The organism is Streptomyces sp. ADMS (assembly GCF_033441795.1).
In the GTDB taxonomy this organism is placed as follows: Bacteria; Actinomycetota; Actinomycetes; order Streptomycetales; family Streptomycetaceae; genus Streptomyces.
On record NZ_JAVFVX010000039.1, the window covers coordinates 14,934 to 41,078 of the forward strand.

Genomic DNA, 26,145 nt, shown 5'->3' on the forward strand with positions numbered 1-26,145 from the left:
CGCGCGGCCGAAGTGCCAGTCCCTCTGGGTCGAGTTGGGCAGCGACCCCGCCCGTCCGTGGCGGGCCGGCAACTGGCTGCGCGGCGGCGACTACGACGTCCCCATGGGGTCGGCCGAACCGTGCGTCCCCGATACACCCGGGGCCGAGTGGTACCGGGTGCGGCCCGCCGAAGACGAACCGCGCGTCGTCAAGCGCGGTTACAGCGGCTTCCTCGGCACCGGTCTCGCCGCGCGGCTCCACGAAGCCGGCTGCGACTGGCTCGGCGTCGCGGGCCTGACGAGCGAGTGCTGCGTCCACGCGACCGCCCAGGACGCCATGCAACTCGACTGGCCCGTCGTCGTCCCCCGGGATGCCACGGCCGCCTACGACCTCGGCGTCAACGCCGCCGCCCTCGTCCAGCTGGGACTCAACGTGGCCGTGCTCAGCGACGCCGACGAGGTCATGGAGATGTGGAAGAAGGCAGCGCGGTGACCGGCATGCACATCGGCTACGACCTCTCCTTCACCCACACCGAGGGTGCGTGGGCCCGGCCGTGCTCCTGGGTCAGGCACGACTTCCCTGACGTACGCATGTACATGGATCTGGCCCGGACGGCCGAGCGCGCAGGCGTGGGCCTGCTGTTCTTCGGCGACGGAAGCGGCATCCCCAGCACCTGGCGGGGAACCATCGAACCGGCCGTGGAGTGGGGTGTCCAATGGCCGCGTCACGACATGTCACCGGTCATCGCGGCGATGTCCACCGTGACCGAGAGGATCGGTTTCGGGCTGACCTACTCCTCGACGTTCATGCACCCCTTCTACGTCGCCCGGCTGCTGAACTCGCTCGACCACATGACGAGCGGACGCATCGCCTTCAACGTGGTCGCCTCGACGCGCGGTGCGGACGCGGCGAACTACGGGTTCAACGAGCTGATGGAGGAGTTCGTCAAGGTCGGCCGGGCGCTGTGGGACTCGGTGACACCCGACGCCATCGTGCGCGACCGGAGCACAGGCCGGTTCGCCGACCCCGCGAAGGTGCACCCGATCGACCACCGGGGACGGTTCTTCACCGTCAAGGGCCCGCTGGCGTCCGTACCAGGTCCGCAGCACCACCCGCTCGTCGTCCAGGCCGGCAACTCGCCGCGAGGCATCACCGCTTCGGCACGGCTCGCCGATCTCGTCTTCGGCTTCTGCGGCGATCTCACGGCCCAGCAGCGCCACCGCGAACTGCTCGACGAGGCACTCCTCGCCGAGGGACGGGACGCCGCGCACGTGGGCATCCTCTGGGCCACGCAGGTGATCGTCGGTGGTACGACGGCCGAGGCACGGGCACAGCGGGACTCGGTGCACGACTTCTGGCACGAGGAAGCCGTCGCCACCTACCTGTCGCACAACGCCGGTTACGACTTCTCGACGCTGCCTAAGTCCTTCCGGCTGGCCGAGCTGCGCGACGAGATCGTCGCGGCCAAACGCGAGCCCGGCCGGTCTCATCGGCTCACTCGTCGGGGAGTTCGGCGAGGACCACACGATGAGCCGCGGTTTTTCTGGGTCAACGTCCCGGTCGGTATCGTCACGATGGCCGCCGTGCTCGCGTTCGTGCCCTCCCTCCCCCGTCACAAAGCTCGCATCCCGGTGTGGGCCATCTGCGCGAACGCGACCGGCGTCGGCGCCCTCGCGCTCGGCATCCAGGGCACGGATGCCGAGAGCGCCCACGTGCTGGGCCTGCCACGCTGGCTGCTCGCCGGCGTCGGAGCGCTGGTCGTCATGGCCGTGGTCTGGCTGCAGCGGCGCGACGGGCAGCGCGCGCTCGTGCCGGTCGCCCTGCTGTACAACCGCGGGTTCGTCACCGCCGCCTGGGGCGCCGCCGCAGCGGCCTTCTGCTCCGGCTCGGCGATGATCCCCCTGATGCTCTACCTCCAGCGGGAGCGCGGGCTGACTCCCGGCACGGCGGCTCTCACCCTCGTGCCGATGGGCGTGGTGTGCCTGCTCGGCGCACCGGTCTCGGCCCGGCTCAACAACGGAATCGGCTCGCGCGCGGTCGCCGTGACCGGCTCGTCCGCGCTCGTCCTGTCCATCGGAGCGTCGGCGCTGCTCGTCGCGGCCAACGCACCGGTCCCCGCTCTGACCACCGTCTTCGCGGTGTACGGGGTGGCCAATTCGTTCGTGTGGTCACCTCTGTCGATCGCGGCGATGACCGCGGTCGCTCCGGACGAGGCCGGGGCGGCGTCGGGAACCTTCAACGCCGTCAAACAACTCGGCGCGGTGCTGGGCAGCGCGGTCTGTGCCGTTCTCCTGGCCGGAACCGGCTACGCGGCCACCCTCGGCGGCCTCGCCGCAGTAGGACTGCTCTGTCTTCTCGCATCCGTCCTCCTGCGAGTCGACCGTCCCGGAGCCGAACCTCCCGCGGCGTCCGCCGCCACGCCCCATCTACCCACAGGAGTCGCCTGATGAAGGCCATCGCCGTCGTCGGAAACCCGAAGGCCGGCTCGCGCACCCGCGACGCCGCCGAACGCCTCGCCGCAGCCCTCGGGCTCGACTGCGAGGTCATCGAAATCACCTCCCTCGGGGCGGCCCTGCTCAGCTGGGGCGACCCGGACATCACCGCGGCCGTGCAGCAGGTCCAGTCCGCCGACATCGTGATCGCGGCATCCCCCACCTACAAGGGGACCTACACCGGCCTGCTCAAGCTGTTCCTCGACCAGTTCCCCACGGCGACCGGTCTCGCCGGCCAGGTCGCGCTGCCCCTCATGCTCGGTGCCGGACCGGCGCACGCGCTCGCCCCCGAACTCACCCTCAAACCCGTGCTCGTGGAACTCGGTGCGACATGTCCCGCACAGGGCTTCTACCAGCTCGACTCCACCTACAGGACGGATGACTCACTCGCCCGCTGGGCCGCACAGTGGGGTCCGATCGTGCTCGACGCCGCCAGGACGGGAGCAGACCGTTGACCGCGCTGAAGGGTTTCACCTCGGATCACGCCGAGGTCAAGAGAGCGTTCGCCGGATTCCCCTCCGGAGTCGCGGCCGTTTCGGCACGCGTCCACGGCGAACCCACCGTCATCATCGTTTCGTCGTTCACCGTCGGAGTCTCGCTCAACCCGCCCATGGTCTCCTTCGCCGTGCAGCACACGTCGACGACCTGGCCGGTGCTGTCCCGCGCGCACACGATCGGGGTCTCCGTCCTCGGAGAGGAGCACAGCGACAAGACCCGGCAACTCGCGGCCCCCAGCAAGGAGGGCCGGTTCGCCGGGGTCGAAACGGTCCAGGCGGAATCCGGCGCGATCTTCCTTCAGGGCGCGCCGGTCTGGCTGGAGTGCACCATCGAGCACCGCTATCCGGCCGGCGACCCCGACATCATCGTGCTGCGCGTGCTCACCATGCTGACGGACGACGACCACAATCCGCTCGTCTGGCACCGACAGGCGCTGAAGATGCTGGACAGCTGAGACTCGTGCCGGTTCGAAACCGCAGGCCGAGAGTCGCGTAGCTGCGCCGACCCGGGGCATGGCAGGGCGGTCGGGCAGAAGTTCACCGTCACCGGGCCGTCGCCTTGCCCTGCCCCAGTCCCTGCCCGAACGGACGACCATGTCGCCCACATCGTCCTGGACGCCATCCGGCACGCACAGGAGTAGCCCGGCGCCGTCGCGACAGCGGCAGAACGGCGCCGGGCTGCACGTTTCCCGTCGCTCAGGGAGAGACCGGAGACAGCGCGGGCCAGGCCGTGCGGCCCGTCGGCGCCGCGTCAAGTGTTGGCAATGATTTCCATATCGATCGGAATCGGCCATGTTCTTGACATTCATTTCCATCTACCGTGGCGCATGCCGGTCCGCCGCGTGCCGACCAGGCTCCTGTGAACGTCTCTCTGAACCCCCCTGTCGTGGAGGATCCATGTTCCCGTCCCAGTCCCGGCGCCTCGCCCTGATCACCGGCGCCTCGCTGGCCCTCCTGGCGGGGTGCGGCAGTCCGTCGGGTTCCGGCGGTGACGGAAGCGGTGCGCAGGAACCGGCCGCCTCGTCGAGGGTCGCCGTGGTCGCCTCCACCAACGTCTACGGCGACATCGTCGAGCAGATAGGCGGCGCGAGGGTCGACGTCACGTCGATCATCAGCGACCCCGACCAGGACCCGCACTCCTACGAGGCCGACACCCAGAACCAGCTGGCGCTGTCGAAGGCGAAGGTCGTCGTCGAGAACGGCGGCGGCTACGACGACTTCGTCGACCGGATGCTGAAGAGCGGCGGCTCCTCCGCCGAGGTCATCAACGCCGTCAAGGTCTCCGGGAAGACCGCCCCGCAGGGCGGGGAGCTCAACGAGCACGTCTGGTACGACTTCCCGACCGTCGCGAAGATCGCCGACCGCGTCGCCGCCGCCCTGGGCAAGGCCGATGCCGGCGACGCCGCCCTCTTCACCCGGAACGCCGATGCCTTCAAGACGAAGCTGACGGCGCTGGAGACGAAGGAAGCCCTGATCAAGGAGGAGCACGCCGGCGAGGGCATCGCCATCACCGAGCCCGTGCCGCTGTACATGACCGCCGCGAGCGGTCTGGTGAACAAGACGCCCTCGGCGTTCAGTGAGGCCATCGAGGAGGGCGACGACGTCTCCCCCAGGGTCCTTCAGGACACGCTGGCGGTGTTCAGCGACAGGCAGGTCGCGGCGCTGGTCTACAACGAGCAGACCTCCGGCCCGCAGACCGAGAAGTCCAAGGCCGCGGCCAAGGCGGCCGGCATCCCCGTCGTACCGGTGACCGAGACCCTGCCCGCCGGCAACGACTACCTCGGCTGGATGACCTCCAACGTCGACGCGCTCGCGAGCGCGCTCGCCAAGTGAGGCAGTCCGCCCCGTCCGCCGTGCCCCGGCCCCGCCAGGATGAGGGGCCCGCCGGGGGCGGCGACTCCGGTGCGGTGGTCAGTCTGCGCGGTGCCGAACTGTCGTACGGCGCCCGAGTGGTGTGGCAGAGCCTCGATCTGGACGTACGACCGGGGGAGTTCCTGGCCGTGCTCGGACCGAACGGATCGGGCAAGACCAGTTTCGTACGGGCCCTGCTGGGCCGGCAGCCCCTGTCCGCCGGCACCCTGACCGTCCTCGGCGGCCCCGCGCGTGAGGCCGGGCGTCATCTCGGATACGTCCCGCAGCAGGCGGAACTGTCCGCGCAGGCGATGCTGCGCGCCCGCGATCTGGTGCGCTTCGGCATCGACGGGCACCGCTTCGGACCCCGGCTGCGCACGGGCGCCGTCCGCCGCCGGGTGGACGAGATCCTCGCCGCGGTCGGAGCCTCGGCCTACGCCGATGTCCCCCTCGGCCTGCTGTCCGGCGGCGAACGGCAGCGTGTCCGTATCGGGCAGGCCCTGGCGACCGACCCGCGCATCCTGCTCTGCGACGAGCCGCTGCTCTCCCTCGACCTCAACCACCAGCGGGCCGTCACCGAACTCGTGGACGCCCGCCGCCGGTCCCACGGCACCTCCGTGGTCTTCGTGACCCACGAGATCAACCCGGTGCTCGGCCTGGTCGACCGCGTGCTGTACCTGGCTCCGGGTCGTCACCGCATCGGGACACCGGAGGACGTGCTGACCTCGCACTCCCTGTCGCGGCTGTACGGCACACGGGTCGACGTCGTCCGTGTCCAGGGGCGGGTCGTGGTCGTCGGCGCCCCCGACGGACCGGCCGCACCACCGCATCACGCCCCCGAGTCCGCCCCTCGGACCGCCTTTGAGACCGCCCTTGAGACCGAGGAAGTACACCGATGACGCTCGCCGAGGGGGTCTGGCACCAGATCTTCAGCTTCGAGAACTACGGCGAACTCCTGGCGCTGGTCCGCAACTCCCTCATCGCGGGTGCCGCCCTCGGCCTCGTCGGCGGTCTGGCGGGGGTCTTCGTCATCATGCGCGACCTGCCCTTCGCGGTGCACGGCATCAGCGAGCTGTCCTTCGCGGGTGCGTCGGCGGCGCTGCTGCTGGGGGCGAACATCGTGGCGGGCTCGATCGTCGGCTCGCTCCTCGCGGCCGGCGCGATCGGTGTCCTGGGTGCGCGGGCCCGCGACCGCAACTCGGCGATCGGCATCCTCATGCCGTTCGGTCTCGGGCTCGGCGTGCTCTTCCTCGCTCTCTACAAGGGCCGGGCAGCCAACAAGTTCGGCCTGCTCACCGGGCAGATCGTCGCCGTGGACACCCCGCAGACGACCTGGCTGCTGGGCACCTCCGTCCTGGTTCTGGCCGTCCTGGCCGTCATCTGGCGGCCGTTGGCCTTCGCCAGCGCGGACCCGGACGTCGCCGCGGCCCGTGGCGTGCCGGTGCGCGGACTGTCCTTCGCCTTCATGATCGTGCTCGGTCTCGCCGTGGCCCTGTCGGTCCAGGTCGTCGGTGCGCTGCTGGTCCTCACGCTCGTCGTCACTCCGGCTGCGGCTGCCGCCCGCGTCACCGCCTCCCCGGTGCTGCTGCCGCTGCTCAGCGTGGCCTTCGCCGTGCTCTCCATCGAGGGCGGCATCCTGCTCGCCCTGGGCAGCTCCATCCCCATCAGCCCGTACGTCACGACGATCTCGTTCACGATCTACGCCCTCTGCCGTGTGGCGGGCACCTACCGCACCCGGCGACGGGGCGACCGGAGGACAGTCCCGCAGCCCGCCTGAGACCGAACGCCCTGACGTGGCCCGTCTCACAGGGGACCTTGTCACTCACGGACGAACCGCGGTCCCGCAGGACTCATTTCCCGCACACAGAACGGTGATGGACCCGGTCCGCTCCTCCGGCGCTGCCATATTCGAAAGCCACTTCGGAGGTGGCTGTGACGCTAGAGGCGACAACATCCTGGGCAGCGCACCTGCCCGACCGCACCGCCGACCGCCTCACCGTACTGGAGAGCCGTCGGACGCGGGCCCTGGCAGAGGGCGGGCAGAGAAGACGCGGGGAGTTCGGCGCCCGGGAGCGGATCGACCTGCTGCTGGACGAGGGCTCGTTCACCGAGACCGGGATGTTCGTCCGGGCGCGGCACACCGGGGACGGGGCCCGTCGCCCGTACGGGGACGGGGTGATCACCGGGCACGGCATGGTCGACGGTCGTCCCGTCTGTGTGTTCGCCCAGGATTCCACGGTGTTCGGCGGGAGCATGGGCGAAGCCTTCGGGGAGAAGACGATCGCCCTGATGGACCTCGCCATGAAGACCGGCTGTCCGGTGATCGGTCTCAACGACGGCGGTGGCGCCCGCATCCAGGAAGGGGTCACCTCGCTCGCCCTCTACGCCGAACTGGTGCGCCGCAACGTGCAGGCGTCCGGGGTTATCCCCCAGCTCTCGGTCGTGCTGGGGCCGTGCGCCGGCGGAGCCGCCTACTCGCCGGCCATCACCGACTTCACCGTGATGGTGGACGGTGCCTCGCACATGTTCGTCACCGGGCCCGACGTCATCGAGACGGTCACCGGCGAGCGCACCAGCGCCGAGGAGTTGGGCGGCGCCCGCACCAGCAACTCCGTCAACGGCAACGCGCACTTCCTCGCCGCCGACGAGGTGGAGGCCCTCGACACCGTACGGGACCTGCTGTCGTACCTGCCCGCCAACAACCTGGAGCGCCCCCCGCAGTACGCGCCCGCGGAGCCGCCGGCCGGGGTGTGTCTCGACGAGGTCGTGCCGGACCGGCTCGGGCAGGCCTACGACATGCGGGACATCCTGCGCGCGGTCGTCGACGGGGGTGAACTGCTGGAGGTCCAGGAGCTGTTCGCGCCCAACATCATCTGCGCGCTGGCCCTCGTCGAGGGCGGTCCCGTCGGGGTCGTCGCCAACCAGCCGCTGCGCAGCGCGGGTGTCCTGGACATCGACGCCTCCGAGAAGGCCGCGCGCTTCGTGCGGTTCTGCGACGCGTTCGGCATCCCGCTGCTGACCTTCGCCGACGTTCCGGGCTATCTGTCCGGCGTCCGTCAGGAGCAGGCCGGGATCATCCGGCGCGGCGCCAAACTGCTGTACGCGTACGCCGAGGCGACCGTGCCCAAGGTCACGGTGGTGGTGCGCAAGGCGTACGGCGGCGGGTACGCGGTGATGGGCTCCAAGCATCTGGGCGCCGACATCAACCTCGCCTGGCCCACCGCCCGGATCGCCGTCATGGGCGCCGAGGGCGCGGTAGGGGTCCTGCACCGGCGTGAACTGGCCGCCTCCGACGACCCGGAGGCGCTGCGGGCCCGTCTCGTCGCCGCGTACGAGAGCACACACGGGACTCCCTACCTGGCGGCCGAACGCGGGTACGTCGACGCCGTCATCGCCCCGCGCGACACCCGTACCCACATCGTCCGTGCCTTGCGCGCACTGCGCGGCAAGCGTGCCCCGACGCCGACGCGCAGGCACGGCAACATCCCCCTCTGAGCTGCCCGATCCCACTGAGCCGTCCGAGCCGTTTGAGTACCGGCGTTCCCGCGATGTGAGGAGCCATGCCCGATGGACATCCGCCGCCCCCCGCTCGCCCCCGCCCACCGGAGTCTGCCGGAGTACGTACGGCACTGGGCCGAAACCATTCCCGACCGGCGGGCGTTCACCTTCGTCGACCATCCCGCCCCGCACTCGCGCGGCGTCCACCGCACCCTGACCTGGCGCCAACTGGACCTGCGGGTAAGGGCGCTGGCCGCCCGCCTGGCCGATGAGGCCGAGCCCGGAACGCGGGTCGCGCTGCTGTGCCCACAGGGTACGGACTACGTCACCGCCTTTCTGGCGGCGCTCACGGCCGGACTGGTCGCCGTACCCCTGTATCCCCCCGGTCTGCCCGGGCACGGCAACCGGCTGGAGGCGGTGCTGGACGACGCACGCCCGGCGGTGGTTCTGACGACCAGCCACATTCACGATGACGTCCGGGACTTCTGTGCCGGTGGGCCGGTGCCGACAGTCGTCGTGGACCAAGTGCCAGCCGACGCAGGGGACTTCATGCCGGTCGCGCCGGACGACGACGCGGTCGCCTACCTCCAGTACACGTCCGGTTCGACCCGTTCCCCGGCGGGTGTGGAGATCACACACGGCAATGTCGTCGCCAACGCCCGTCAGGCACTGGCCGCCTACGGTGTGGACGACCGCCCGGCGACCTGTGTGGGCTGGCTGCCGCTTTACCACGACATGGGGCTCGTCCTGAGTGTGGCCGCCCCGGTCGTACGGGGGATGCTGTCGGTCCTCATGGATCCCGTCGCGTTCCTGCACGAACCGGCGCGCTGGCTGCGGCTGCTCGCGGCACACCCGCGCGCGCTCAGCGCGGCGCCCAACTTCGCCTACGACTACTGCGCTTCGGTCGTCACCGACGCCCAGAAGGCGGGGCTGCGGCTGGACGATGTCGCCGCGCTGCTCAACGGCAGCGAACCGGTCCGCCCCGGCACGGCCGACCGCTTCCACGCCGCCTTCGCCGCCCAGGGGCTGGCCCCGGACACCCACTGTCCGTCGTACGGGCTCGCCGAGGCCACCGTCTTCGTCAGCGCCGCACGGCCCGGGGAGCCGCTCCGCCGGTTCGCCCTCGACCGCGACGCCCTCGCCACCGGGAAGGCCCTGCCCGCGCAGGCCGACGATCCCACAGCCGTGACACTGGCCGGCTGCGGTACTCCGGCGGGCCAGCGGGTGCGTGTCGCCGACCCCGTGTCCCGCGTCCGCCTTTCCGAGGGGGAGGTCGGCGAGATCTGGGTGCAGGGGCCCAACGTGGGGCGCGGTTACCGGAATCGGGACCAGGAGACCCAACGCGTCTTCCGCGCCGAATTCGCCGACGACACGGCCGGGAACGGCCACTGGCTGCGCACCGGCGACCTGGGGACCGTCCTGGACGGGCAGTTGATCGTCACCGGACGGCTGAAGGACCTCATCGTCGTCGACGGCCGCAACCACTACCCGCAGGACGTGGAGGCCTCCGTCCAGGACGCGGACCCCGCCGTGCGACGCGACCGGCTGGCCGCGTTCGCCGTACCGGGTGACACGGGCGAGCGGGTGGTAGTCGTGGCCGAGCATGTACGGAGCACCAGTCTGGCGGAGATCGACGTACCGGGACTGGTCCGTGCCGTGCGCGCGGCCGTCTCGGGACGCCACGGGCTGCGGCTCGCCGACGTCGTCCTCGTGCCGCCGGGCACCGTGCCCCGTACGTCCAGCGGCAAGGTGGCACGGGCGCTGACCCGGCAACGCTATCTGGAAGGCGCCTTTGCGCCGGAGCCGTCGGAGCCGTCGGAGTCTGCGGAGTCTGCGGAGTCTGCGGAGCCGGGCGCATGAGGGGCGCGGACGAGCGCCGGTTGCGCGGGCTGGTCGCCGAGCGGGTGGCCGCGTGGAACGGTACGGCTGTCGAGGACGCGCCCATGGACCGGCCGCTGGCGGACCTCGGGATGTCGTCGCGGGACGCGGTCGTGCTGGCCGGAGAGCTCTCGCGGGCAACGGGCCGTGAACTGGCGGCGACCCTGTTGTGGGAGGCGCCCACCGGTGACGCCCTGGTGGCGCATCTGTGCCGTACGGAAACGGAGACGGGGACCGGGATCGCTCCGGTGGACAGACCAGCCCCTCCCCCGACGGCGGCCGACGAGCCCGTCGCGGTCATCGGGGTCGGCTGTCGGCTGCCCGGGAGTGTGCACGGGCCGCGCGACTACTGGCGACTGCTGACCCAGGGCGTCGACGCCGTCCGCCGGGTGCCCGAGGACCGGTGGCGCGACTTCGGCGCCTTTCCGCCCTCCGACGCGCCCCTGTACGGCGGATACCTCGACGACATCGCGGGCTTCGACGCGGACTTCTTCCGCATCACTCCGCGCGAGGCCGCGGTGATGGACCCGCAGCAGCGGATCCTCCTGGAGGTCGTCCACGAGACTCTCGACCATGCCGCCGTCCCGGCCGCCTCCCTCGCCGGCAGCGCCACCGGTGTCTTCGTCGGCGTCTCCGCCGCCGAGTACGGCTCGCTCACCGGCGCCGACCCGGCGGCCGTCGATCCCTGGGCGCCCGCGGGCGGGGCGCTGAGCGTGACGGCGGGACGGCTGTCGTACGTGCTGGACACCCGTGGCCCGAGCATGGCGGTCGACACCGCCTGTTCGTCCTCTCTGGTCGCCGTGCACCACGCCTGTGTCAGCCTGCGCGCCGGCGAGAGCGACACTGCGATCGCCGCCGGCGTCAACCTGCTGCTCTCGCCCACCGTCAGCGTGGCGTTCCGGCGGGCCGGGGCCCTCGCGCCGAACGGGCGGTGCAAGCCGTTCTCGGCGGCGGCCGACGGCATCGGACGCGGCGAGGGATGCGCGGCCGTGCTGCTGAAGCGGCTGTCCGACGCCGAGCGGGACGGCGACCGCGTTCTCGCCGTCATCCGCGCCACGACCGTCAACTCCGACGGCCGCTCCAACGGCCTCCTGGCCCCCAACCCCGTCGCTCAGCAAGCCTTGTTGGCCACCGCCTACGCCCGGGCAGGGCTCACCCCGGCGCACATCGACCATGTCGAGGCGCACGGCACCGGTACCCCGCTCGGCGACCCGATCGAGGCGGGCGCGCTGCGTGCCGTACTCGGTGCCGGCCGCGACTCCGACCAGCCGCTGCTGCTCGGCTCCGTCAAGGGCAACCTCGCCCATCTGGAGTCCGCCGCGGGCATCGCCGGGCTGGTGAAGACGGTCCTCGCACTGCACCACGACGTCATTCCGCCGTCCCTGCACTGCACGGACGGGAGCGCCCTGGACGACGTACGGCTGCGGGTGGTCACCGAGTGCGAGCCCTGGCCCCGCTACGGCGGTACGGCCACCGCCGGGGTGTCCGGGTTCGGGTTCGGCGGCACCAACGCCCATGCGGTACTGGAGGAATGGCGGCCCGACGTCTTCGCGCCGCCCCGGGAGGAGGAGCCGGTCACCCGCCTCCACCTCCTCTCCGACGTCGACGCCGTCCGCCTCCGGGACACCGCGGCCCGGATCGCCGACTGGCTCGGTACGCCCGAGGGTAGCGCCGCGCACCCTGCCGACGTGGCGCGCACGCTCGCCGGGCGCGCCGGGCGAGGGGCTGTGCGCGCAGCGGTCGTCGCCCGAGACCGTGCCGAACTCGCCGACGGACTGGGCGCGTTGGCGCAGGAGCGCCCGCACGCGCGGGTCATCACGGGTGAGCGGGATCTGGTCGGGCGTGGTCCGGTGTGGGTGTTCTCCGGGTACGGCAGTCAGTGGGCCGGGATGGGGCGCAGACTACTGGCCGAGGAGCCCGTGTTCGCCGCCGCCGTGGAGAAGCTCGACGCTCAGATCGCCCCGGAGTGCGGGCTGTCCCTGTTCGAGCACCTGGCGTACGGCGGCGATCTCGAACGTCTGGAGGTCGCCCAACCCGTCCTGTTCGGGCTTCAGTTGGCGCTTGCCGAGCTGTGGCGCTCCTACGGTGCCGAACCGGTCGCCGTCATCGGTCATTCGGTGGGCGAGGTGGCCGCCGCGGTGTGCGCGGGCGTGCTGGATGTGTCGGAGGCAGCCCGGGTGGTGGCCGTACGGGCCCGGCTGCTCAGCGGTCTGCGCGGCGGCGCCATGGCTGTCGTCGACCTCGACGACGGCGAACTCGACGTCCTGGAAAGGGACTTCCCCGGTGTCTGCGTCGCCGTGCACTCCTCGCCCGGGCAGAAGGTCGTCACCGGGGAGGAACCGGCCGTGGCCCGGTTGGTGCGGCGGCTGGAACAGCAGGGGCGGACTGTTCGCTCCCTGCATGTCGTGGGTGCCGGGCACTCGCCCCAAGTCGAGCCGCTGCTCGCTGAGTTGACCGACGCGCTGGCCGACATCCGGGGAGGTCTGCCCCGGCTCCCCGTCTACTCCACCGTCCTGGACGACCCGCGCGGCGACTCCCTCTTCGACGCCGCCCACTGGGCCGCGAACCTGCGGCGGCCCGTACGCCTGGACCGGGCCGTCGCGGCGGCCGCCGCCGACGGTCACACCGCCTTCGTCGAGATCTCGCCCCATCCGGTCCTCACCCGGGCCGTCACCGACACCGCGCCCGGCGTGCTCGCCATCGGCACACTGCGCCGCGACGCCGACGGTTCCGCCGAGTTCCTGGCCCAGGTCGGCGCCCTGTACTGCGCGGGCGGGCGCCTGCCGCTGCCACCGGGGCATGTCATCGACCTGCCCGCGCCACGGTGGCGGCACGTCCGGCACTGGTGGACGGACGGGCGTGCGACAGCAGCACCGGAAGCGGCACCCAGGAAGGCCTACGCACCGGACACATCCGTCGCCGGCCGGCTGCGTCACCACATCTCCACCGTCACCGGCCATCCTGCGGCCCGCATCGCACCCTCCACCGCACTGGCCGACCTGGGCCTGGACTCCCTGATGGCCGTCCGGATCCGCACCGCCCTGGAAGGCGAGTTCGGGATCGAGCTGCCGCTGCGCGAACTGCTCGGCGCCACCACCGTCCAGGCGGTGGCCGACCACCTCCAGCGGTCGCTCCCCGCAGACGGGCCGGCCTCGCCCCTGCGCACCCTGCGCGCCACCGGGTCCCGGGCCCCGCTCTTCCTCGTCCACGCCGCCGGCGGCACGACGGACGTCTACCGGACGCTCGTCGAACGGCTCGGCGAGGAGCGCCCGGTGTACGGACTGGAACGACTCGCGGATGTCCCCACGGTGACGGAGAAGGCGCGCCGCTACGCCGAGGTCATCACTGCCGCACACCCCAACGGGCCGTATCTGCTGGGTGGTTGGTCCTTCGGCGGCTTTGTCGCCCAGGAGACCGCACGGCAGCTCACCGCCGCCGGGCGGGACGTGGGGCTCGTGGCACTCATCGACTCCGTACGGCCACTCCCCCGGCCCGACCACTCCCCGGCCGACCACGTACGCGCCCACTTCACGGGCTTCGCCCGTCATGTCGCCGACGCGTACGGCGTCCAGCTGGAGCTTCCGTACGACAAGTTGCTGGCGATGGACGACGACGGCGAGCGCATCGACACCGTGCTGCGGGCCCTGCGCGAGGCCGCCGACATACCGCCCGCCGCACTGGAGCACCAGCGCTCCTCCTATCTGGACCTGCGGATCGGTGAGGCCCACCGGCCCGGGCCCTACGACGGACGGGTGGTCCTGTACCGGGCCACCGGGACCGCTCCGCACACCGTGCGCGACCCGGCGTACGAACGGGACGACGAGGCGCTCGGCTGGGACGAGGTGTGCCCCCAGCTGACGGTCCTACGGGTCGCGGGGCACCATCTGTCCCTGCTCGACCCGCCGTATGTCGACGAGATCGCCGCCCAGCTGCGGCGCGCACTGGACGAGCAGAGCCGCTGAACCGAACGACGAGGAGCACGTCATGGCCCATCCCAGTCCCGGAGTCTCCCGGCGCACCGTCACCAAGGCCGCGACGGCCGTCGGCCTGACCGCGCTGCTCGGCACCAGAGCCGCCACCGCCCAAGCCGTGACCCGGCTCTCTGCCCGCACCCTGGACGTCTCCGTGGCGTCCCCCGCCCTGGGCCGCAGCGCGCCGGTACGGCTCATCCTGCCGTCGGGATTCGCCACACAGACCGGGCGGACCTACCCCGTCCTCCATCTCCTGCACGGCGCCCACGACGACTACACCTCGTGGACGCGGGAGACGGACATCGAGGCCTTCACCGAGGGCCGGGACCTGATCGTGGCCATGCCGGACGCGGGGCCCACCGGCATTCCCAGCGCCTGGCGCGGCGGCCCGGACTACGAGACCTTCCAGCTCACGGAAGTGCCCGCGCTGCTCGCCCGCCAGTACCGGGCCTCCGGTGTCCGGGCCGTCGCCGGGGTCTCCACCGGCGGCTACGGCGCGATGGCGCACGCCGCACGTCATCCGGGCATGTTCGCGGCGGCTGCCTCGTACAGCGGCATCCTCGACACCATGGCACCCGGTGTGCCCCCGCTCATGGACGCCATCGTGGCCCGCGAGAACCTCGCGCCCCGCTCCCTCTGGGGCAGCCCCCTCCTCAACCTCCTCACCTGGCGCGACTTCAACCCGCGCTCCCGCGCCGAGGGGCTGCGCGGCACCCCTCTGTACGTCTCCAGCGGCAGCGGAGTCGTCGGCGGCAGCGGCGACTGGCTGCCCGAGGCGCTGGAGAGCGCCCTGTGGCTCTCCGCGCACGCCTTCACCGACACGCTCGCGCGGCTGCGCGTCCCGGTCACGACCCACTACTACACGGGAGGAGGACACAGCTGGGACTACTGGAAGAAGGAGTTCAGCGCGTCGTGGCCGATGCTCGCCGGTGCGCTGGGGGTGCCGGAGTGAGGCCGGTACCGTCGGGGCGCGGAACGGAGCGCCGGGGATATGCGTCCTACCCAGGACTTGTCCCCCATCCCACGGGCAACAGCCCGAGGGTGAGCCGCCTCCGGGTGGAAGGAGGGCCCTCCTTGGCCACCCCCGCATCGCACGGCGCCCCGGACGGCCCCGGAGCCGCCGCTGTGCCGCCCGAACTGGCCAAACTCCTGCGCGACCAGCTGGAGGCCGTCGCAGACGAGGTGGAGGAGGAGGTGCGCAGACAGGTCCCGGAGTACGCCGCCCGGTCGACCGACGGAACGAACCGCGCACACCTCAGATCGGGGGTCGTGCAGGCGCTCACCCTGTTCGTCGACCACATCGCCGATCCGCGCGGCCGGGGAGACTCGATCACCGCGATCTACCACGAGCTGGGGCGCGGTGAGGCGCTGGAGGGCCACAGCCTCGAAACGCTGCAGTCCGCGCTGCGGGTCGGGGGTCTGCACGCCTGGCGGCTGCTGGGCCGTACGACGGAGGAACTCGGGCTGGACTCCGCGGTCATGGCCGGGCTGGGCGAGCTGGCGTTCCGGACCGTGCACGAGGTCGCCGAGGCCGCGGCGGCGGGGTACGCGGAGGGACAACTGCGCAGCACCGACGAGCTGGAGCGGCGTCGGGGGCGGCTGCTCGGCCTGCTGCTGGGCGAGGGCCCGGTGTCCCCGGAGGCGGTGCGGGACCTGGCGCACGGCGCCCGGTGGACCGTACCGCCGTACGTCGCGGTTGTCGTCCTCGCGACCGCTGCTGACCAGCGGGAGGAGGAACGGCCGCTCGCGGCGGCGGGAGCGCTGGTGGACATGGAGTCCCGGCCGCCCCGGATGCTGGTGCCCGACCCGGACGGCTCGGGCGGCTTCGGAGGCAGGGCGTTCGCTCTCGCGCTGCGGGGGCGGCCGGCGGCGATCGGGCCGACGGTCCCGACGACCGAGGCCGCCAGGTCGCTGCGCTGGGCCACCCGGGCCCTCGGGCTGATGGGGCGCGGGATTCTGCCCCGGCAGGGGGTGGTGCGCTGCGCCGACCACCTGTCGACCCTGCTGCTGCACAGCGACGAACCCATGCTCGACCTGCTGCGGGTGCACGCCCTCGCCCCCCTCGACGCGGTGTCGGAGCAGCAGCGCGGCAGGCTGGCCCAGACGCTGCTCGCGTGGCTGCTCAGCGGCAGCAACGTGCCGGATGTCGCCGCCCGCCTCCACATCCACCCGCAGACGGTCCGCTACCGCCTGCGCCAGCTGGAGAAGCTCTTCGGCGAGGCCCTGCACGACCCCGGTAGCCGCCTGGATCTGATCCTGGCACTCACATCGGCACAAAAAAACGAGGAATTCCTGAATTCCCGTCCATAACCCTCGGTGCGTAAACGCGAATACGTTCGGGACGTCCTTTTCACAGGCGCTTGACCGCGCCCCACCCTCAAAGGATCCCCCATGCGTATCCGCTTGTGTCTCGCCGCGTTCGCACTCGTCGGCGGGGCCGGACTGACCACCCTCTCGGCGCCCGCCGCCACCGCCGCCGCACCCGTCGCCGCCTGTAGTGACATCGACGTCGTCGCAGCTCGCGGCACGTTCGAGCCGGGCACTCTCGGCCTGATCGTCGGCGACCCGGTGTTTTCCACTCTCCAGCGGAAACTGACGGGCAAAAGCCTGTCCAGCTACAAGGTGGACTACCCCGCGAACCTTTCCCTCACCTCGGCCGCACAGGGCAACTCGGATCTGGTGAACCACGTCAGGAGCCAGGCGTCCGCGTGCCCGAACCAGCGTTTCATTCTCGTCGGCTATTCGCAGGGCGCGAACGTCGTCGACAACTCCATCGGAATCAGCAGCGCCGGCGCGGTGGTCGGCAGCCCGATCGTGGCCACCATTCCCGCCGCCCTGGAGCCGAGGGTCGCCGCGGTACTGCTGTTCGGCAACCCGATCCGGGCCCTCGGCAAGAGCGTCACCGGCACCTACCAGAGCCGCACCATCGACTTCTGCGCCAAGGGCGACCCCATCTGCGAGAACGGCGGGGGTGACGTGCTGGCCCACCTCGGCTACACCGCGAACGCCGGCGCGGCGGCCGACTTCGCGGCGGGCAAGGTCTGAGCCGTCTGAGCCCGCAGTCGTACGGAACACGGGAAAGGGCCCGGGAGGAAAATCCTCCCGGGCCCTTCTTCCATGGGGGGAACTCCGGGGGAACTACCGGGGGTCTCGGGCGAACTCCGTGAGGCTCGTGGAGACGGGCTCCGGACGCCCGTTGTTCTGCGTGGGCGCCGCGGTCAGCACGTCGAGGTGCTGGTAGCCGTCGGCGACCACCGGATCGAGCTCGGCGGGGACGCGGCCCGCCATCAGTCCGTCGCCCGCGAGCACGGTGAGCGTCGGGTTGGCGGTGAGCCCCTCCGGGTGCACGACGAGCCGCTTCACCTGCGGAGAGGTGGCCAGCTGGAGGTCGGAGACGAGCTTGGTCGGGAAGTACTGCTCGGTGAAGTCGAGCGGCTGCTCGGCGAGGCTGCGGGCCAGTTCCTGGATGTCGGTGACCTCCTTGCCCGCGCCGGTGAAGGCCGTCCCGTCGGCCGACCGGTACTGGGGGTCGTCGGGATCGCCCACCCGGTCGTAGTTGCGCCAGGTGTAGAGCGGCCCGTGCGGCCGGTCCGGGATGGCCTTGTACGCGGTGCCGAACAGCCCCGGCTGCTCGGCACCGCCGTTGGCGACGGGGAAGCTCTTGTCCACGATCGGCCCGCCGTCGAAGAACCCCACGCTGCTCTGCAGGAACGCCAGCGGTACGGAGTTGTCGTCGAGCAGCGCGCCGAGCACCGCCTCGTTGGTGAGCCGAAAGTCCTTCACGGCCGGTGAGCCCGTGAGGAAGGCCGCGGCGTCCTTGGCGAACAGGAAGCGGTTCGTCGCCTCGATGTTGACGTTGGCGGGCAGATAGGACGGCAGGTCGGCCTCGCCGCCCGGGTCCTGTATCGCGCCGACTCCCGCGATGGCCAGCAGGGTCATCGTCTCGGCGTTGAGGAGGACCGGCGCGGACAGTGAGCGCGACAGCAGTCCGCTGTCGAGCCCGGCCTGGACGACGCCGTAACCGAGGCCGATGTCGGGCAGGTTGGTGTCGTCCGGGATACTGCCGCTCAGGTCGGCGAGCGAGGTGGAGACGGTGGTGTCGAGGGCGAAGTAGCCGGCGCACTGCCGGTGTCCGGCGTCGGCGGTGGTGGCGGGGTTGCCGTCGAAGTCGGCGACCGCGAAGTACCCGGTGATCACGCCCCCCAGGGAGTGCCCGCCGCACAGCACCTTCCGCTCGCGCAGCCCCTGGTCGGGCAACTCGGCGGTGAGCAGGTCGTACTGGTCACGGACGGTCTGCTGGATGCCGAGCCTGGCCATCCAGCCCAGCTTGTCGTTGCCGAGGAACCCGGCGAACGTACGCCCCTCGACCTGTTTGCCCCGGTAGTAGTAGTCGACGGCGGTGTGCTGGTCGCCGGAGTCGATACCGGTGTGGTCCTCCAGGCAGTTGGAGCGCCGGTCCAGGGCCCAGAACTCGATGTGCAGGCCCTGTTCGGCAGCGCTCGCCACGGTGTTGCGGGCGACGCTGTCGAACGCCCCGGCGCCCTCCAGAATGCCCGGCTGGGCGACGAGTATCCGGTCGGCGTCGGCCGATTCCGTGGGCCCGCCGGAGGAGCGGTAGCGCAGGTACGACAGCCAGTCGCACGCCGCCGGCCGTGCCCCGAAGGACGCCGGCAGCGGTGCCTTCACCCGGACCACCGTCTCGGTCACGCCGGCGACCGTGACCGGGCTCGACGACACCACGGGGGCCTCGGTGCGCACGTTCTCCCCATGCGCCTCCGGGGCCATCGCGGTGAGCGTCGCGGTGGTCAGCAGCACCGCGAGCGCGGTGCTGCCCACCCTCTTGACGGACGTCTCTCTGCTGCGACTCGTATGCATAGCCGGACCGTAGGACCGCCCGGACCACGCGATCAGGCGGTGCTCACAAGAACGCAGCTCCCCGTGGCACCTTTGTCATCAGGCACCAACCGCTCCTGCCGCCTACAGTCCGTCGTTCTTCATGGCGGCGACGATCCGGACATGGCGATCGGCCGCCGTGCCGGAGAACTCGTTCTCGTAGTTCAGGCCGTAGGGCCAGAAGTGTCCGCCACCGGTGGACACTTTGGCGCTCGATCCGTCGAACTGCCGCACCAGAGCCGTGGCCTGCGATCCGGTCCAGGTGCCGCTGCCGCCCAGTGACGACCAGCCCGAACTGGTGCCCACGCCTATGGTGTGGGCGATCTCGTGCAGAGCGGTCCGCTCGGTCATGTAACTGCGGTTGCTGCCGAAGCGGATGGTCCCGTTGAGGCTGCCGTCCGCGGTGGGCACTCCGGGCTCGTAGCGGACGGTGATGCTCTTCCCGAGGTCGCTCAGGTTGTTGTAGCGGGACACTGCGGCATTCATGGCCGAGGTGATGAGGTTGTATGCGCTCTGCTGGTCCGTCGTGGGGTTGCTCGCCCGTACGAGCGTCCAGGTGATGGTGGCCGCCGCGGCCCGTTCCCCGGCCACCGGGGCGGTCTGCGGAGCTGCTTGCGCGATGCCGGGGCCTGTCAGCATCGCGGCGGCCAGGGCTGCCACGACTGCTTTGTTGCGCCAAGAGACTCGCTGTGAACTCATGGGGGCTCCTGTGGGGGGATGAGCCGTCGCGTAGGGGGACGACGGCGTCCTGAAAGCGCTTTCCCAGGTTGCCCGGAGGCTAGCCACATGTTTCGGGGACGTCAACGAACTGCACCAAGTCCCCGCATCGCAGTGGAACTTGCACAGCATCTTGACGTGTTCTTTTTTGTCATCAAGCATGCCGTCAGCGCGATTCCTTCTGTTCGGTTCTGTTCGCCTCCTTGTTATGGAAGGGAGTGCCGTGTCCCCTCGGCATCGTCATCGCATCGCCCGGGCCCTGGCCCCGACGGTCCCCCTGGTACTCGGCGCGGGTCTCCTGGTCCCGCAGCCCGCGGCGAGCGCCGAATCGACGGCGCTGAGCCCCGTCACCGTGCGCATCGATCCGTCCTACCAGCAGCAGGAGTTCGAGGGCTGGGGGACGAGCCTCGTGTGGTTCGCCAACGCGACGGGCGGCTATCCGGAGCCCGTCCGAAGACAGCTGGTCGACATGCTGTTCGGCGAGGACGGGCTCGCTCTCAACATCGCGCGCTACAACATCGGCGGCGGCAACGCCCCGGACGTCCGCACCGACTACATGAAGGCCGGCGCGACCATGGAGGGCTTCTGGAAGGCCCCCGAGGGCACCACCCGGCAGGACATGGAGTGGTGGGACCCGAACAACCCGGACCACTGGAACTGGGACGCCGACGCGGGCCAGCGCTGGTGGGTGGACCAGGTCAAGGACAAGGTCACCACCTGGGAGGCGTTCAGCAACTCGCCGCCCTGGTTCCAGACCGTCAGCGGTTACGTCTCCGGGGGCTTCGACTCGAACACGGACCAGATACGCGCGGACCGGGTCGACGAGTTCGCCGCCTATCTGGTGCGGGTGACCGAGGAGATGGAGAAGGCGCACGGCATCGAGTTCGCCACCATCGATCCGCTGAACGAGCCCAACACCAACTACTGGGGTACCCAGTTGGGTGCCGACGGGCAGCCCACGGGCGGCCGTCAGGAAGGCGCGCACGCCGGGCCCGGGCTCCAGCAGAAGGTCATTCTCGCCCTCGACAAGGCCCTCGACGGCGCGGAGACCGACGCCGCGATCTCCGCGATGGACGAGACCAACCCGAGCATCTTCACCCAGAACTGGAACGCCTACAGCGCCGAGGCCCGGGCCGCCGTCGACCAGCTCAACGTGCACACCTACGGCACCGGAATGCGGACCAGCGCCCGGGACATCGCCAAGGGCGCCGACAAGAAGCTGTGGATGAGCGAGGTCGAGGGCACCTGGGGTACCGGGTCCGACTTCACGAGCATGGAACCGGGGCTCGGCATCGCCACCCGGATGGTCGACGACATGCGTGAACTGGAGCCCTCCGCCTGGGTGTTCTGGCAGCCGATCGAGGACTCCATCCCGCAGGCCGCGGCCGGCAAGAACTGGGGCAGCATCCACGTCCCGTTCAACTGCACGGCCGAGGACACCCTGGAGACCTGCCCGATCAAGGCCAACTCCAAGTTCCACACCATCCGGAACTTCACCCACTACATCCGGCCCGGCGATCACTTCGTGAAGACCGACGACCCGTCGACCGTCGCCGCCGTGAAGGCGTCCGGCCGTGCGGCGACGGCGGTACACGTGAACAGCGGTACGGCAGCGCGTTCCGTGACCCTCGACCTCTCGCAATTCGGCAGGGTCGGGCGACATGCCTCCGTCACGCCCGTGGTGACGAGCGCCGACGGCGCCCTCGTACGGGGCACCCCGGTCCGGGTGACCGACAGGTCGGCGACACTCACCGTCCCGGCGAAGTCGGTCACGACCTTCCTGGTCGAGGGTGTCAGCGGTGTGGCGAAGGACGCAGCCCTCGTCCAGCCCGGGCACGTCTACCGGTTCCAGGGTGTCCAGAGCGGCAAGTCGCTGGCCCCCTCGGACGACGGCACCGGCGTCGTCATCCGCACGACCGACGCCATGAGCCCCCAACAGCTCTGGTCGGTAAACCAGTTGACGCCCGGCACCGAGAACCGCGAACGCTACGCCCTCACCAGCGCCACCACCGGAAAACGCCTCGCGGTGCGTGACAGTTTGGCCGTCCTGGAGGACCCGGCGGCAGGTGAGCCCGACGGCGCCGCCCAGTGGATCCTGTCGACCACCGGCGACGGCACCTGGACGTTCGTCAACGCCGCCACCGGCCGCCTGCTCGACGTCACCGGGCAGTCCTCGGCGGACGGTGCCAAGGTCGCGACGTACACACCGACCTCGGCGGCGAACCAGCGCTGGGCAGTGGCCGACGAGACGGTACTGCGCGCCGAGTCCGCCAAGGCGTTCACCGTCCCCGGGCTGCGGCCCGAGCTGCCGACGACGGTGAAGCCGGTGTTCCGGGACGGCGCCCGGGGCGCCCTCCCCGTCGTGTGGGACCTGCCGTCGGACCGGGCCTGGCGTCATCCCGGGACCGTGCGGGTCCGGGGTGAGGCGACCGACGCGCTCGGGCGAACGATCCCCGCGAAGGCGGTCGTCACCGTCGACACGATCGCCTCGACCCTTCCCGGCCGCGCCAAGACGTACGTGGGCGGGCTACCGGAGCTGCCCGCGACGGTCGTCGGCGTCGGTGCGCACGGCGGGCGGACCGACCTTCCGGTCACCTGGGACCCGGCGCCCGACGGGGCGTTCGGCACGACCGGGACCGTCACCCTGCGCGGCGTCGCCCGGATCGTCGGCGGGGGTACGGCCGGCGCGACCGTACGCGTCCAGGTCACGGAACCGGTGGCAACGAACATCGCGCCCGACTCGGACGTATCCGTCGCCGCCACCTTCACCGAGAGCGGGTACTCGACGGAGCGTCTGCGCAACGGCGACCTGACCGAGAAGGCATGGTCCAACTGGAAGCCGGGGAACACCAAGAACCCCTCCGACACCATCACGTTCACGCTGCCGAAGGCCCGCGACCTGAGCAGGGTCGTCGCGCACTTCCACCGGGACGGGTCCAGCGCATCCTTCCCGGAGAGCCTGAAGGTGCAGGTGCGGGCAGCCGACGGCACCACGTGGACCGACGCGAGCGGCCCCGTCCCGGTCGGGACCGAGGGCACGCCGGTGATCGACGTACCGCTGGCAGCGGGGCCGGCCACCGGGGTGCGTGTGGTCATGACGGCGCGTCAGGGCGGTTACGTCACCATGAGCGAGGTCGAGGTGTACGCCAAGTCTCCTGGCGTCTCCTGGGACTCGGCCGCGGCGTCGATCGAGGTGGACGGCGTTCCGGTCGCCTCCTTCGACCCGGATACGACCGACTACCGGGTCAGGACCGGCGATCCGGCGCGGGCCGAGGTCACGGCGACGGCCCGCGACCCCTATGCGGACGTCACGGTCGAGAAGGTCCGCGAGCGCGGCAGAAGGCAGGCCGTCGTCACGGTGACCGGTGAGGACGGGACACGGACGACGACGTACCGGGTCGCACTCGTACGACGCTGAGGGCGCGCGTTCCGGGAGGGAGGGGAACCGCTCGGTTCCCCTCCCTCCCGGCTTTCAGCGCCCGAGGTTCGCCCGGACGGCTGCGGAGACGACCGCGTCCCGCGGCCCGGCTGAACAGCCCCTGGGTCAGCCGGCCGTCGGCGAGAACCCGGACCGCGTCCACGGGGCCCCGGAGAGGACAAGGGAGCACGTGCCCAGAGCACGTCGGGAAAGGTCAGTCCGTCCGCGCGGGGACGGTTCGCAGCCAGGACCGGTACACCGGCCTTCGGTACGCCGGTGGCTCTGGGCGTCACACTGACCGCGCCGTCTGGCGAGTAACAGCCGCTTCGGAAACCGGCGTTCTGGATTTCGGCGCTCCGCAGACCGACGGTTCGGGAACCACCACTTCCCGGACCGTCGGTTTGCGGATCAGGAGCAGCGCGGCGTCGTCGTGGAGCCGGCCGCCCACATGCGCCAGCAGTTCGTCGTGGAGCGCGTCGAGGGTGCGGGCCGGCTCGTCGCAGGCGTGGCGGGCAAGTCCTTCGTGGAGCGGGTAGAAGGCCCTGGACCGGTCCCGGGCCTCGGTGACTCCGTCGGTGTACAGCAGGAGCTGGTCGCCGTCGGTGAAGGGCAGCACCTGGAGATCGGCGGTGTGCCCGGTGAGGGCGCGCAGGCCGAGAGGCGGGGCCGGGTGTGTGGGCTCGACGGCCACGGGGGCACCCGAGGCGCGGACGAGCAGCGGGGGCGCGTGTCCGCAGTTCACCACTTCCAGGTGCCCTGTCCTCGGGTACCCGGCGACGACGGCGGTGACGAAGTCGTCCGCGCCGAGGTTGCGGGCGAGGCTCCGCTCGATCCGGTCGACGACGGCGAGGAGATCGGGTTCGTCGTAGGCGGCCTCCCGGAAGACGCCGAGGACCAGCGCGGCGGTGCCCACGGCGGGCAGCCCCTTGCCGCGCACATCGCCGACGATCAGTCTCACCCCGTACGGCGTGGGTATCAGCGCGTACAGATCACCACCGATCCGGGCCTCGGCCGCCGCCGCGCTGTAGCGGACGGCCACCTGGAAGGGGCCGACCGTCGCCGGGACGGGGCTGAGCAGCGCGTGCTGGGCGGTCTCGGCGACCGAGCGGACGGCGTCGAGGACCCGTTCCCTGCGCCCGCGCAGCGCGCTGGCCAGGCCGCTCGCCAGGGTGACGGCGGCCAGGGCGGACAGTACGACGGCCAGCTCGCGGTCCGGTACGCCGTCCCGGATGCCGAGCGCCGCGGCGAGCGCTCCGGCGAGGAGGCCGACGCACAGGACACCGCGCGGCCCGTTGGTGGTGGCGGCCAGCGCGGGCCCGGCGGCGAGCAGCGGCAGCCAGCTCGCCCCGCCCCCGCCGACGAGGTCGCCGAGGACGACGGCGGTGACCACCAGCGCGGGCAGGACGGGCAGCACGGCCACACGGTTCCTGAACGCCCGCATCGGCCAGCGGTCGCCGTCTTGGTGTCGGGCCTGACTCATATTCCGTCCGCAGTCCTCACCTTTGTACGGGGCGAGCCCCCGAAATGCCTGTTTCATCCAGACATCCAGGAAACGGGATAAACCGGGACGGCAACAAGAAGCGGATTTTCAGATAGTGAGCGAGAGACTCCTGGTCACGCGGTCGGCGATCGATATCAGACGCGCCCGTATCTCCGGCAGCCGGGAGAGCCGGTCCGCCGGCATGGAGACGCCGAGCGAGCCGAGTGTGTCCCCCCGGTAGACGGGAACGGCGACACAGACGGTGCCGAGGGCGTACTCCTCCAGGTCCGTGACGGCCGGGGCCACCGGTGAGGAATCGATACGCCGGAGCAGTTCCCGCCGGCTGGTGATCGTCCTCCGGGTGAGGTCGTTGAGGTGGTGGCGGGAGAGGTAGTCGTTACGGGCGTTCTCGTCCAGCTCCCGCAGTACGGATTTGCCCAGGGCGGTGGCGTGCCCCGCGTCCTCGAAGCCCACCCAGAGGTCGACACGGGGCGCCCGGGGGCCGTCGACGATCTCGGCGACCCGGATCTCGCCCTCCTCGTAGAAGGTCAGGTAGGCGGCGGACGCCAGCTCGTCCCGCATCGCGGCGAGGGTGGGGCGGACACGGCTGAGCAGCGCCTGCCCGCCTCCTGTGACCTGCAACGATCCCAGCTTGTCCCCCAGAACGAACCCGCCGTCGTCCAGTTTCCGCAGGTAGCCGTCGTGAACCATCGTCCGCAGCAGGTGGTAGGCGGTGGCCAGGGGCAGCCCCGTCTCGCGTGCCAGCAGCTTGGCCGGCGCCCCGTTCTCGTGCGCACTCACCGCCTCCAGCAGGCGGAAGGCCCGCTGGACGGAGGTGATGAGCGTGGGGCCGTCGTGCACAGCCATAGGACCAGCGTGCGCCAGGGGACCAGCGCGGGCAAGGCGTGCGCGGGCTCACGGGCACCGGGGGGGCCGATCACCGGAGAACCTGGACGCGCCGAGCAGCCGGGACGAGGCCCGGACGCGGGTGCGCACTGAGACAGGGCCGGTACGCCACGTGATCCCGCGGGCACGCGTTCCCCGCCGGCCCGACGGTGGTCCGCCGTGGCGCCGGGAGGGGGCAGCGGCGCTCCACCCCCGCCCGGCCCCCGCTACGTCACATCTTGGTCGTCTCCGCCGCGAGATCCCTCAGGGAGTTCCGTACTCCGGCCATCACCAGCGAGTAGTCGGTGTTGCAGAGAACGTAGAGGTTCGCCCGGGCGACCTGGAGGGTGACCTTGTCGGGGTCGGTCATGACGACCCGCGGCCAGACGTAGTCGTTCCAGATGCCGAGGAACGTCAAGATGCCGAGAAAGGCGAGGGCCGGCCTGTGCGGGCAGGGCGACCTGCCCGCACAGGCGGAAGAAGCCGGCACCGTCGATCCGCCCCGCGTCCAGCAGCTCGTCGGACAGTGAGTTCTGGGCGTACCGGCGCGTCCAGAGGATGCCGAAGGTGTGGGCCGCGAGTGGC

General features: G+C 71.3%; 18 protein-coding genes and 1 pseudogene. 14 read left to right on the forward strand and 5 right to left on the reverse strand.

The features are described from left to right. The first annotated feature begins 34 nt into the window (after nucleotides 1-34). From RB628_RS18630 to RB628_RS18690, 13 genes are all read left to right on the forward strand, one after another. Nucleotides 35-472, forward strand: coding sequence for an isochorismatase family cysteine hydrolase (locus RB628_RS18630; protein ID WP_318321599.1), 438 nt, complete (start codon nucleotides 35-37; stop codon nucleotides 470-472). Nucleotides 473-477: 5 nt separating this feature from the next. Beyond that, complete coding sequence (locus RB628_RS18635) at nucleotides 478-2,427, forward strand: LLM class flavin-dependent oxidoreductase (RefSeq protein ID WP_318321638.1); 1,950 nt, start codon at nucleotides 478-480, stop codon at nucleotides 2,425-2,427. After that, nucleotides 2,427-2,927, forward strand: a complete 501-nt coding sequence (locus RB628_RS18640; RefSeq protein ID WP_318321600.1) for an NAD(P)H-dependent oxidoreductase — start codon at nucleotides 2,427-2,429, stop codon at nucleotides 2,925-2,927. The genes RB628_RS18635 and RB628_RS18640 overlap by 1 nt, the downstream gene beginning before the upstream one ends. After that, complete coding sequence (locus RB628_RS18645; protein WP_318321601.1) at nucleotides 2,924-3,424, forward strand: flavin reductase family protein; 501 nt, start codon at nucleotides 2,924-2,926, stop codon at nucleotides 3,422-3,424. Before RB628_RS18640 ends, RB628_RS18645 begins: the two co-directional genes overlap by 4 nt. Before the next feature lie 442 nt (nucleotides 3,425-3,866). Continuing rightward, nucleotides 3,867-4,802 (forward strand): metal ABC transporter solute-binding protein, Zn/Mn family, encoded by a 936-nt coding sequence (locus RB628_RS18650; RefSeq protein WP_318321602.1) that lies wholly within the window; start codon nucleotides 3,867-3,869, stop codon nucleotides 4,800-4,802. Between the two features lie 74 nt (nucleotides 4,803-4,876). Further along, nucleotides 4,877-5,719, forward strand: a complete 843-nt coding sequence (locus RB628_RS18655; RefSeq protein WP_318321639.1) for a metal ABC transporter ATP-binding protein — start codon at nucleotides 4,877-4,879, stop codon at nucleotides 5,717-5,719. Then, entirely contained in the window at nucleotides 5,716-6,597 is an 882-nt protein-coding gene (locus RB628_RS18660; protein ID WP_318321603.1) for a metal ABC transporter permease, read from the forward strand. Before RB628_RS18655 ends, RB628_RS18660 begins: the two co-directional genes overlap by 4 nt. 155 nt (nucleotides 6,598-6,752) lie before the next feature. Then, the gene (locus tag RB628_RS18665) at nucleotides 6,753-8,315 is read left to right on the forward strand and encodes an acyl-CoA carboxylase subunit beta (protein WP_318321640.1); all 1,563 of its coding nucleotides are present in this window, start codon (nucleotides 6,753-6,755) and stop codon (nucleotides 8,313-8,315) included. A gap of 72 nt (nucleotides 8,316-8,387) precedes the next feature. Continuing rightward, a complete protein-coding gene (locus tag RB628_RS18670; protein WP_318321604.1) occupies nucleotides 8,388-10,178 on the forward strand; it encodes a fatty acyl-AMP ligase in 1,791 nt (596 codons plus the stop codon). Further along, on the forward strand, nucleotides 10,175-14,158 hold the full coding sequence (locus tag RB628_RS18675) for a type I polyketide synthase (protein ID WP_318321605.1): 3,984 nt from the start codon (nucleotides 10,175-10,177) through the stop codon (nucleotides 14,156-14,158). Before RB628_RS18670 ends, RB628_RS18675 begins: the two co-directional genes overlap by 4 nt. Before the next feature lie 22 nt (nucleotides 14,159-14,180). Further along, complete coding sequence (locus RB628_RS18680; protein ID WP_318321606.1) at nucleotides 14,181-15,119, forward strand: alpha/beta hydrolase family protein; 939 nt, start codon at nucleotides 14,181-14,183, stop codon at nucleotides 15,117-15,119. A 122-nt stretch (nucleotides 15,120-15,241) separates the two neighbouring features. After that, on the forward strand, nucleotides 15,242-16,477 hold the full coding sequence (locus RB628_RS18685) for a helix-turn-helix domain-containing protein (RefSeq protein ID WP_318321607.1): 1,236 nt from the start codon (nucleotides 15,242-15,244) through the stop codon (nucleotides 16,475-16,477). An 81-nt stretch (nucleotides 16,478-16,558) separates the two neighbouring features. Continuing rightward, nucleotides 16,559-17,212 carry a cutinase family protein gene (locus tag RB628_RS18690; RefSeq protein ID WP_318321608.1) on the forward strand — a complete coding sequence of 218 codons (654 nt, stop codon included), beginning with the start codon at nucleotides 16,559-16,561 and terminating at the stop codon, nucleotides 17,210-17,212. 93 nt (nucleotides 17,213-17,305) lie between these two features. Here RB628_RS18690 and RB628_RS18695 read toward each other — a convergent pair whose 3' ends face one another. Beyond that, nucleotides 17,306-19,042, reverse strand: a complete 1,737-nt coding sequence (locus RB628_RS18695; RefSeq protein ID WP_318321609.1) for a hypothetical protein — start codon at nucleotides 19,040-19,042, stop codon at nucleotides 17,306-17,308. A 102-nt stretch (nucleotides 19,043-19,144) separates the two neighbouring features. Continuing rightward, nucleotides 19,145-19,759: a hypothetical protein gene (locus tag RB628_RS18700; RefSeq protein ID WP_318321610.1), complete on the reverse strand. Its 615-nt coding sequence runs from the start codon at nucleotides 19,757-19,759 to the stop codon at nucleotides 19,145-19,147. A gap of 241 nt (nucleotides 19,760-20,000) precedes the next feature. On the opposite strand from RB628_RS18700, the gene RB628_RS18705 reads away from it, so the two are divergent. Next, a complete protein-coding gene (locus RB628_RS18705) occupies nucleotides 20,001-23,195 on the forward strand; it encodes a glycoside hydrolase (RefSeq protein WP_318321611.1) in 3,195 nt (1,064 codons plus the stop codon). Nucleotides 23,196-23,484: 289 nt separating this feature from the next. Here the strand turns inward: RB628_RS18705 and RB628_RS18710 are convergent, their stop codons facing one another. From RB628_RS18710 to RB628_RS18720, 3 genes and pseudogenes are all read right to left on the reverse strand, one after another. Next, nucleotides 23,485-24,675, reverse strand: coding sequence for a PP2C family protein-serine/threonine phosphatase (locus RB628_RS18710; RefSeq protein WP_412180683.1), 1,191 nt, complete (start codon nucleotides 24,673-24,675; stop codon nucleotides 23,485-23,487). A gap of 108 nt (nucleotides 24,676-24,783) precedes the next feature. Further along, complete coding sequence (locus tag RB628_RS18715; protein WP_318321612.1) at nucleotides 24,784-25,542, reverse strand: IclR family transcriptional regulator; 759 nt, start codon at nucleotides 25,540-25,542, stop codon at nucleotides 24,784-24,786. A 250-nt stretch (nucleotides 25,543-25,792) separates the two neighbouring features. Next, nucleotides 25,793-26,144 (reverse strand): annotated as a pseudogene (locus RB628_RS18720) (ABC transporter permease subunit); the annotation flags it as partial. Nucleotide 26,145 lies beyond the last annotated feature (1 nt).

What these genes read in the sequence shown, in the direction of transcription:
- RB628_RS18635 (WP_318321638.1), top strand. Translation starts at nt 478, where the DNA reads ATGCACATCGGCTACGACCTCTCCTTCACCCACACCGAGGGTGCGTGG.
- RB628_RS18640 (WP_318321600.1), top strand. Translation starts at nt 2,427, where the DNA reads ATGAAGGCCATCGCCGTCGTCGGAAACCCGAAGGCCGGCTCGCGCACC.
- RB628_RS18650 (WP_318321602.1), top strand. Translation starts at nt 3,867, where the DNA reads ATGTTCCCGTCCCAGTCCCGGCGCCTCGCCCTGATCACCGGCGCCTCG.
- RB628_RS18660 (WP_318321603.1), top strand. Translation starts at nt 5,716, where the DNA reads ATGACGCTCGCCGAGGGGGTCTGGCACCAGATCTTCAGCTTCGAGAAC.
- RB628_RS18670 (WP_318321604.1), top strand. Translation starts at nt 8,388, where the DNA reads ATGGACATCCGCCGCCCCCCGCTCGCCCCCGCCCACCGGAGTCTGCCG.
- RB628_RS18675 (WP_318321605.1), top strand. Translation starts at nt 10,175, where the DNA reads ATGAGGGGCGCGGACGAGCGCCGGTTGCGCGGGCTGGTCGCCGAGCGG.
- RB628_RS18680 (WP_318321606.1), top strand. Translation starts at nt 14,181, where the DNA reads ATGGCCCATCCCAGTCCCGGAGTCTCCCGGCGCACCGTCACCAAGGCC.
- RB628_RS18690 (WP_318321608.1), top strand. Translation starts at nt 16,559, where the DNA reads ATGCGTATCCGCTTGTGTCTCGCCGCGTTCGCACTCGTCGGCGGGGCC.
- RB628_RS18695 (WP_318321609.1), bottom strand. Translation starts at nt 19,042, where the DNA reads ATGCATACGAGTCGCAGCAGAGAGACGTCCGTCAAGAGGGTGGGCAGC.
- RB628_RS18700 (WP_318321610.1), bottom strand. Translation starts at nt 19,759, where the DNA reads ATGAGTTCACAGCGAGTCTCTTGGCGCAACAAAGCAGTCGTGGCAGCC.
- RB628_RS18710 (WP_412180683.1), bottom strand. Translation starts at nt 24,675, where the DNA reads ATGAGTCAGGCCCGACACCAAGACGGCGACCGCTGGCCGATGCGGGCG.
- RB628_RS18715 (WP_318321612.1), bottom strand. Translation starts at nt 25,542, where the DNA reads ATGGCTGTGCACGACGGCCCCACGCTCATCACCTCCGTCCAGCGGGCC.